We start from the raw sequence: 7,560 nt of genomic DNA on the forward strand, positions 1-7,560 counted from the left end.
GTCATTGCGAATACTATGACTAAATCAAGTGGATTAGGCTGATTTTTTGTATTTCTTGATCATTTTCTGAATGTGTTTTGGATCATATTCTGCCCGGTTATTCCACATGGCACAGTACAGACGAATCAGTTTATTGATGATGTTGTTGATAGCAACTAATTCATGCTTGCCTTCATTAATTTTCTTCTCGTAATATTGGTGATAGTGTGGTTTGTGGTTGGCTACACTGCGGGCTGCCTGATGCATTAATCGCCGCAATTCGGAGTTTCCGTACCCGGTGGATCGATCCGGGCTTTTGACCGAGCTTCCGGAGCTTCGCCCGTGTGGGGCAAAGCCAAATCGAGAAGATATTTTCCGGGGATTGAGTTGGTCTTTCCCAGCAAACATGCACAACCAAAATCGTGCAATGACCGGACCGATACCGGGAGCTGTTCGCAAGGTTTGATGGCGCCTGCACAGAATTGGGTCCTGACGGATCAGCTCATCCATGGTGTATTCCAGCTGCTCGATATGCTGGGTGAGAAGTTCTACCTGTTGGTTCCACATCTTGGTTAATTGGCTCATGTCCGCATCATGAAACTCAGCCTCGCCAAGCTTACTCTTGAGGGCTGCTCGTCGATCCACCATCTTCCGTCTTTCGGCCTGAAGCCGTTTTAATTGTGCTTGCGTGGGTTTTGGAGCCTCTGCCAGCTGTAATCGGTCATTAAATCGAGCTCCATATTCTGCCAGTTGGCTGGCGTCAAATTCATCCGTTTTACGGTGATGTTCCCAGCTAACTTTTTCCAGGGCCGTTGTCTTTACCACCGCATGAGGCCAACCAGTCCGTGTACTCCATCGTAACAAGTGCTCCCCATAGCGTCCGGTGTGTTCACTAATAAGTATCGTCTGTGATTGAGTTACTTCGTGATCTTCCATCCACTCGGCTAAGTTGTGGAACCCTTCCTGAGTGTTAGGCACCTGCAACATATTTCTATCGCCGGTTTGGCGATCAAATAAAGAGATATCCAGGGTGTGTTTAGAAATGTCAATACCTACGATAAAGCGCCATTTAATTGTAATTTCCATAGCTATTTACCTATTTTAATTAAGATTGAATAGCTGCCGAGTAGTTATCTTCCCGCCTCTTTTAAAAAGGTATACTTTCCATACTATATGGGTTTAGATAACTACCTGCCATGACAGGCTTTGATTCGCAATAAGGGTTTTACCCGGAGGAGCGCAAGAGATTGCCTGCCATGGTTCGGTAGCTTTATTTTGTTAGTAGCTAACCAACAAAATATTTCCTAAGAAGTCTAAAAGAGGCGCCCGGAGGACTAATGTTGACTTGGTAAGTTTAACAACGAAGCAATCTCCAGATACGAACACCCAGGTAAATTCAAACGATCCATCACCCCGTTCTCATGTTGTCAAACCAATAAACAGATGCATGCTGAACGGAATGATGGATGAGGGTTTTGAAAAGCACACCCATCATTCGGCTCACGCTAATTTGGTTTCGGGATTCATTACCAAAAGAGCCGGGTGATGGAAACCTGAATTACCGATCATTCCTTATAACCCAGTAATATACTTACCGCCACAAGCGAGACGCTTGCGCTAGTATCAGAGTCAAAGATCCGTGATCTTCCGAAATCTAGCTCCCAAGTAGGTCAGACAGATTGCCACGACCTTTGTTTCGCCGAAGGCCTCGCAATAACATAGCTTTAAATGGAAACACTTAGAAATTCAATTGGTCATCCTGAGGAACCGAAGGATCTTCACAATTCATACCTGGCTACCCGTAATCACAACCCAATCCCTGCCGGCGGGGCAGGTTTAGAAGGGAGAGGCTAAAATCAGTTTACTGATTTTACCGAGGGATGTGAGTGCGGGTATAATGGCAACCAGGTCAAATCTACCCCCGTACATCCTCCGCCAGGCTTCGTATTCACTCAGCCCGACACCTCTTTCAAAGGAGGAATTCTCTTGTAAAATGATCTTGCTAAGGATTGGTTTTCTTGAAATAATTCGCTAGTTGTCATCCCTGCCTCATCGGCAGGCAGGCTCGTGGTAAATCACCTGTTCGTTTGCATTTTTCGAGAGACTCGGGATGACAACTTTTTAGTTTAATGTACAGATGGTTTATCAGTATATCCTTTATCAACTGGTAATGCCAAACACCTAAAGCAATCATAGAGTAATATACATTTGATATCGAACCGTCATCCCGCCACTATCTTCAGGTAAAGTCAACATAACACCGTTAAGTGTAAATCGTATCATTTAACGCAGTTAAGGTAGATTTTTATTCAACTTATCTTTACAATGAGCAATATTTATTCGTTTTAGCTAAAAGGTACTAACAAAAGTACACATGCGAATAATTGGAAGGACTAAAATAACAACGCAAACAATAAGGTTAGCAAACAACTAAATAATAAAACTATGATGACATACACGAAACGAGATGTAGTGCGTCGGGTGGCAGAATCTATGGATGAACCCATGATTCAGGCAGAACCATGGGTTGATGCCGTAATTGTAGCTTTAAGAGAGATCATGATGTCGGCCGATACGGAATGCCGTATTGAGATACGTGATTTTGGAGTATTTGAAGTGAAGGAAACCAAGGCTAAGCCAAAGGCACGAAATCCAAAAACGAATGAGGTGATCTATGTACCGGCTCACCGTAAAACACATTTTAAACCAAGTAAGTTGATGAAGAAATTCTTGCGTCAGCCACTGGAAGATGTAAAAGACAAGAAATAGATAAAAAATACCGTTTCATTGCAGGATTATGCTCGCCTTATAGGTATAGACGTTGGTAAAAAGCGAGTTGGAATCGCTCAGACGGATTTGTTGCAGACTATTGCAAGTCCGGTTGGAACATTTTCTCCGGAGAATGTTTTTACAGAGATCGGAAATATCGTTGAACATGCTCCTGTAAAAAAATTTGTGATAGGCTGGCCTTTGTCTCTGAGTGGAGATGAAGGGTCGGCCACACAAATGGTTGAAGCGTTTATAAAAAAACTGCAACAGAAATTTCCGGAAATTGAAATTATTAAAGTGGATGAACGTTACACCTCATCCCGGGCCCGTGATATAATGTTAGAGGCCGGGGTGCCCAAAAAAAAGAGGCAAGAGAAGGGACGCGTTGACCGCATAGCGGCGGCTATCATCCTCCAAAATTACTTAGATTCGAATATATAATACATCATGCCCATATTACCTATTGTTACCTACAATGATCCTGTTCTACTCAAAAAAGCAGAAGAAATAGAAGAAGACAGCCCTGAACTGCAAACACTCATCGATAATATGCTGGAGACCATGTACAATGCAGATGGTGTTGGGTTGGCGGCTCCACAGATCGGACGTTCAATAAAACTTTTTGTCATGGATACGGATGCCATGATCGAAGAGGGAGAAGTGCCTTATGGTCCCATGGTTTTCATCAATCCGCTTATCCTGGAAAAACGTGGCAACAAAGTGCCGATGGAAGAGGGGTGCCTGAGTATCCCTGAAGTGAATGATAAGGTATTCCGTCCTGAAACCGTGATCATCGAATTCTTTGACCGAGATTTTAACAAGCATCGCCTGGAAGCGAGCGGGTGGACCTCACGGGTTATTCAGCATGAATATGATCACCTCGAGGGAGTGTTGTTCATTGATTATCTGAGTTCATTCAAAAAAAGGCTGCACAAAAAAGAACTTGAAGAGATCGACTCCGGCGCTAAAAAAGTGAAGTATCCCGTCGTTCCGAAAAAGGACAAGTAATTCATGAATATCGTTTTTATGGGATCGCCAGAATTTGCGATTCCCAGTTTGGAAAAGATACATCAGTCTGATCATCATACCGTGAAGGCAGTGGTCAGCAATGTGGACAAACGTCGAGGCCGCGGTTCAAAGACCTCCCCAACACCTGTTAAAGCCAAAGCCATGGAATTTGGCATTCCGGTTATAGAAGTGGAAGACCTCAGTTCACCCGATTTTGCAGAAAAACTGAAAGCACTGAATGTGGACCTGTTTGTGGTCGTAGCATTCAGAATACTTCCCACTCATGTTCTTGAGGTCCCAAAGATCGGTTCGATCAATTTGCATGCTTCTTTGCTTCCGAAATATCGTGGGGCAGCGCCCATCCATTGGGCCATTATGAGTGGTGAAAAACAAACCGGCTGCACGATCTTTTTCCTGGATGAAAAGGTAGATACCGGTAATACATTACTTCAGAAGAAGACGACTATCGGAGAAAATGAAACCACTGGTGAATTGTATGGGCGCCTTAGGGATATGGGAAGTGAACTGGTCGTCGAGGCTCTTGAGCTGATCGAATCGGGAGACTATGAGTTAAGTCCCCAGAATGACGAAATGGCTTCTCCGGCTCCAAAATTATTTAAGGATGATTGTCACGTGGATTTCACAAAACCGGCGATGGAGGTGCATAATAAGATCAGGGGGTTGAGTCCCTTTCCAACAGCCTGGGCTTCTTTGAATGGCGATAAATTTAATATGTATGCTTCAGAAGTGGGGCCGGATATCGGCATATCACCCGGAGAACTCACCGAACACGAAGAGAATCTCATTGTTGGTTGCGGAACCGGAACGGTGATCCTGAAAGAGGTACAGCTACCGGGGACAAAACGAATGTCGGGTCAGGAATTTATACATGGCCATTTAGCTGAGGGGATGCTTAAGTAGTTATTAGTGTTGAGTTGGGTTTTTTCGACCGATGACCGTGAACGGAAGACTGTTTGTTTATAGTGCTATTTAATTAGGCTAAGACCCTGAAAGGTTTCAGATCAAATAGCCCCGTCCTTCAGCCTGCCAGCCGACGAGGCAGGGGCGGGGTTAGTAAATATCCAAATAAAAAGCTTCACCCGGAGGTTGGTAACATTCACGATGTTTTTCGAAGCTTTGGCAGGGGAGGCATTAGAGAGTTGTTTACCCAACTCTGAGGTAGTTTTGGGCAAGATAAAAACAAGACACGGGTTCTTAGAATTGATTCAGAATACCACGTTCTGAAGGACGTGGCTAATGATCAACAGTACACGAATGTGAAATAACTAAGTCGAAAAGTCATTTTAAATCTAATTTAGGTGATGGAAATAAGGGTATTCCTCATTAGCTATAGGGTTTATATTTAAGGGAATATTATAATGCCGATCTGGTTTTTAATATTTACAATCGGATCTAACCCTGAAAGGGTTCAAATCACATAGCCCCGTCCTTCAGCCTGCCTGCCGACGAGGCAGGGGCGGGGTTGATAAGTAATTCAATATGAAAGCTTCGCCCCGAGGTTAATAATGTATATGGTGTTTTTCGAAGCTTTGGCAGGGAAATCGATAAAGAATTGGTAACCCAAACGAGAGGTTATTTTTGGGTAGAAAAAATAAACCTCTGATTCTAATTTTTGTTTCAGAATAACCGGATGAGATGGACGAGCCTCATTGCTCTCATTCCCCACATCACCCCAATAACAAAAATTTATTAAAGAATAAGTTTGAGATATACGTACCGTTTTTTATCATCACGCCAACCATAACGGTAAAATATTTATAGCACCATGGAGCAACCAGCAATTATAGACGCAGCAAAAGCAGGAGATATTGAGAAGATCAAGACGCTTCTTAATGGAAGTGCGAATATCAATGAGACAAACAGTAGTGGGGCGTCAGCATTGATCGTTGCTTCAGAAAAAGATCATACCGATATCGTGAAATTCCTGGTGACTGAAGGTGCAGACCTGAATCTTACCACTAAAATGGGTGGAACCGCATTAAACCGTGCGGCCGAAAATGGCAATGTGGAGTTGATCAAGCTATTTATGGACAAAGGTGTTGAAATAGGCGATCTGGCTTTGATCGCAGCGGCGCGGGCCGGAAATCTTGAAGCCGTACAGTTGCTGGTAGGTGCCGGTGCCGATGTAGATGCTCAACAACGCTGGGGACACACCGCTCTGATGGTAGCTGCAAAAGCCGGAAATACTGACGTGGTCAAATACCTGATCGAACAAGGGGCTAATGTTAAGCTTCGGGATAAGAATGGGGATACAGCCATGATCATTGCTATGGATAATGAGCAGGAAGACATCGCCCTGATCCTGAAACGCGCAGGTGCCAAACCGGAAACAAAGCCTAAGAAAGAAGTTGCTCCCATCGTTGACGATGATGAGGACGACGATGACATCGACGACACCCCGGATGTTGATGACCTCGTTGATGAAGACGAAGCCCCCGATGATGTAGACCTGGATGATTGAGGTAAGTTCTCTTCTGATTAGTCATTGCGAATACTATGACTAAATCAAGTGGATTAGGCTGATTTTTTGTATTTCTTGATCATTTTCTGAATGTGTTTTGGATCATATTCTGCCCGGTTATTCCACATGGCACAGTACAGACGAATCAGTTTATTGATGATGTTGTTGATAGCAACTAATTCATGCTTGCCTTCATTAATTTTCTTCTCGTAATATTGGTGATAGTGTGGTTTGTGGTTGGCTACACTGCGGGCTGCCTGATGCATTAATCGCCGCAATTCGGAGTTTCCGTACCCGGTGGATCGATCCGGGCTTTTGACCGAGCTTCCGGAGCTTCGCCCGTGTGGGGCAAAGCCAAATCGAGAAGATATTTTCCGGGGATTGAGTTGGTCTTTCCCAGCAAACATGCACAACCAAAATCGTGCAATGACCGGACCGATACCGGGAGCTGTTCGCAAGGTTTGATGGCGCCTGCACAGAATTGGGTCCTGACGGATCAGCTCATCCATGGTGTATTCCAGCTGCTCGATATGCTGGGTGAGAAGTTCTACCTGTTGGTTCCACATCTTGGTTAATTGGCTCATGTCCGCATCATGAAACTCAGCCTCGCCAAGCTTACTCTTGAGGGCTGCTCGTCGATCCACCATCTTCCGTCTTTCGGCCTGAAGCCGTTTTAATTGTGCTTGCGTGGGTTTTGGAGCCTCTGCCAGCTGTAATCGGTCATTAAATCGAGCTCCATATTCTGCCAGTTGGCTGGCGTCAAATTCATCCGTTTTACGGTGATGTTCCCAGCTAACTTTTTCCAGGGCCGTTGTCTTTACCACCGCATGAGGCCAACCAGTCCGTGTACTCCATCGTAACAAGTGCTCCCCATAGCGTCCGGTGTGTTCACTAATAAGTATCGTCTGTGATTGAGTTACTTCGTGATCTTCCATCCACTCGGCTAAGTTGTGGAACCCTTCCTGAGTGTTAGGCACCTGCAACATATTTCTATCGCCGGTTTGGCGATCAAATAAAGAGATATCCAGGGTGTGTTTAGAAATGTCAATACCTACGATAAAGCGCCATTTAATTGTAATTTCCATAGCTATTTACCTATTTTAATTAAGATTGAATAGCTGCCGAGTAGTTATCTTCCCGCCTCTTTTAAAAAGGTATACTTTCCATACTATATGGGTTTAGATAACTACCTGCCATGACAGGCTTTGATTCGCAATAAGGGTTTTACCCGGAGGAGCGCAAGAGATTGCCTGCCATGGTTCGGTAGCTTTATTTTGTTAGTAGCTAACCAACAAAATATTTCCTAAGAAGTCTAAAAGAGG

General features: G+C 44.3%; 8 protein-coding genes. 6 read left to right on the forward strand and 2 right to left on the reverse strand.

Going from position 1 to position 7,560, the window contains the following annotated elements:
* Positions 1 to 33: 33 nt before the first annotated feature.
* Entirely contained in the window at positions 34 to 1,065 is a 1,032-nt protein-coding gene (locus tag C3B73_RS05335) for an IS110 family RNA-guided transposase (RefSeq protein ID WP_103664590.1), read from the reverse strand.
* A 642-nt stretch (positions 1,066 to 1,707) separates the two neighbouring features.
* Here C3B73_RS05335 and C3B73_RS14140 point away from each other — a divergent pair.
* The 6 genes from C3B73_RS14140 (at position 1,708) to C3B73_RS05360 (ending at position 6,238) form a co-directional block, all read left to right on the forward strand.
* Positions 1,708 to 1,833, forward strand: a complete 126-nt coding sequence (locus C3B73_RS14140; RefSeq protein ID WP_269800991.1) for a hypothetical protein — start codon at positions 1,708 to 1,710, stop codon at positions 1,831 to 1,833.
* 591 nt (positions 1,834 to 2,424) lie between these two features.
* On the forward strand, positions 2,425 to 2,748 hold the full coding sequence (locus tag C3B73_RS05340; RefSeq protein ID WP_103664591.1) for an HU family DNA-binding protein: 324 nt from the start codon (positions 2,425 to 2,427) through the stop codon (positions 2,746 to 2,748).
* 18 nt (positions 2,749 to 2,766) lie between these two features.
* Positions 2,767 to 3,189: a Holliday junction resolvase RuvX gene (gene ruvX / locus C3B73_RS05345; RefSeq protein WP_103664592.1), complete on the forward strand. Its 423-nt coding sequence runs from the start codon at positions 2,767 to 2,769 to the stop codon at positions 3,187 to 3,189.
* Positions 3,190 to 3,195: 6 nt separating this feature from the next.
* Complete coding sequence (def, locus tag C3B73_RS05350; RefSeq protein ID WP_103664593.1) at positions 3,196 to 3,756, forward strand: peptide deformylase; 561 nt, start codon at positions 3,196 to 3,198, stop codon at positions 3,754 to 3,756.
* A gap of 3 nt (positions 3,757 to 3,759) precedes the next feature.
* On the forward strand, positions 3,760 to 4,677 hold the full coding sequence (gene fmt / locus C3B73_RS05355) for a methionyl-tRNA formyltransferase (RefSeq protein WP_103664594.1): 918 nt from the start codon (positions 3,760 to 3,762) through the stop codon (positions 4,675 to 4,677).
* Positions 4,678 to 5,542: 865 nt separating this feature from the next.
* The gene (locus C3B73_RS05360; protein WP_103664595.1) at positions 5,543 to 6,238 is read left to right on the forward strand and encodes an ankyrin repeat domain-containing protein; all 696 of its coding nucleotides are present in this window, start codon (positions 5,543 to 5,545) and stop codon (positions 6,236 to 6,238) included.
* Positions 6,239 to 6,291: 53 nt separating this feature from the next.
* Here C3B73_RS05360 and C3B73_RS05365 read toward each other — a convergent pair whose 3' ends face one another.
* On the reverse strand, positions 6,292 to 7,323 hold the full coding sequence (locus tag C3B73_RS05365) for an IS110 family RNA-guided transposase (protein ID WP_103664590.1): 1,032 nt from the start codon (positions 7,321 to 7,323) through the stop codon (positions 6,292 to 6,294).
* Positions 7,324 to 7,560 lie beyond the last annotated feature (237 nt).

Source organism: Gracilimonas amylolytica (assembly GCF_002911695.1).
Lineage (GTDB): Bacteria > Bacteroidota > Rhodothermia > Balneolales > Balneolaceae > Gracilimonas > Gracilimonas amylolytica.

Bases quoted from the DNA above. Each gene is read 5' to 3' on its own strand.
- C3B73_RS05335 (WP_103664590.1), bottom strand. From the start codon at position 1,065: ATGGAAATTACAATTAAATGGCGCTTTATCGTAGGTATTGACATTTCT.
- C3B73_RS14140 (WP_269800991.1), top strand. From the start codon at position 1,708: ATGGAAACACTTAGAAATTCAATTGGTCATCCTGAGGAACCGAAGGAT.
- C3B73_RS05340 (WP_103664591.1), top strand. From the start codon at position 2,425: ATGATGACATACACGAAACGAGATGTAGTGCGTCGGGTGGCAGAATCT.
- def (WP_103664593.1), top strand. From the start codon at position 3,196: ATGCCCATATTACCTATTGTTACCTACAATGATCCTGTTCTACTCAAA.
- fmt (WP_103664594.1), top strand. From the start codon at position 3,760: ATGAATATCGTTTTTATGGGATCGCCAGAATTTGCGATTCCCAGTTTG.
- C3B73_RS05360 (WP_103664595.1), top strand. From the start codon at position 5,543: ATGGAGCAACCAGCAATTATAGACGCAGCAAAAGCAGGAGATATTGAG.
- C3B73_RS05365 (WP_103664590.1), bottom strand. From the start codon at position 7,323: ATGGAAATTACAATTAAATGGCGCTTTATCGTAGGTATTGACATTTCT.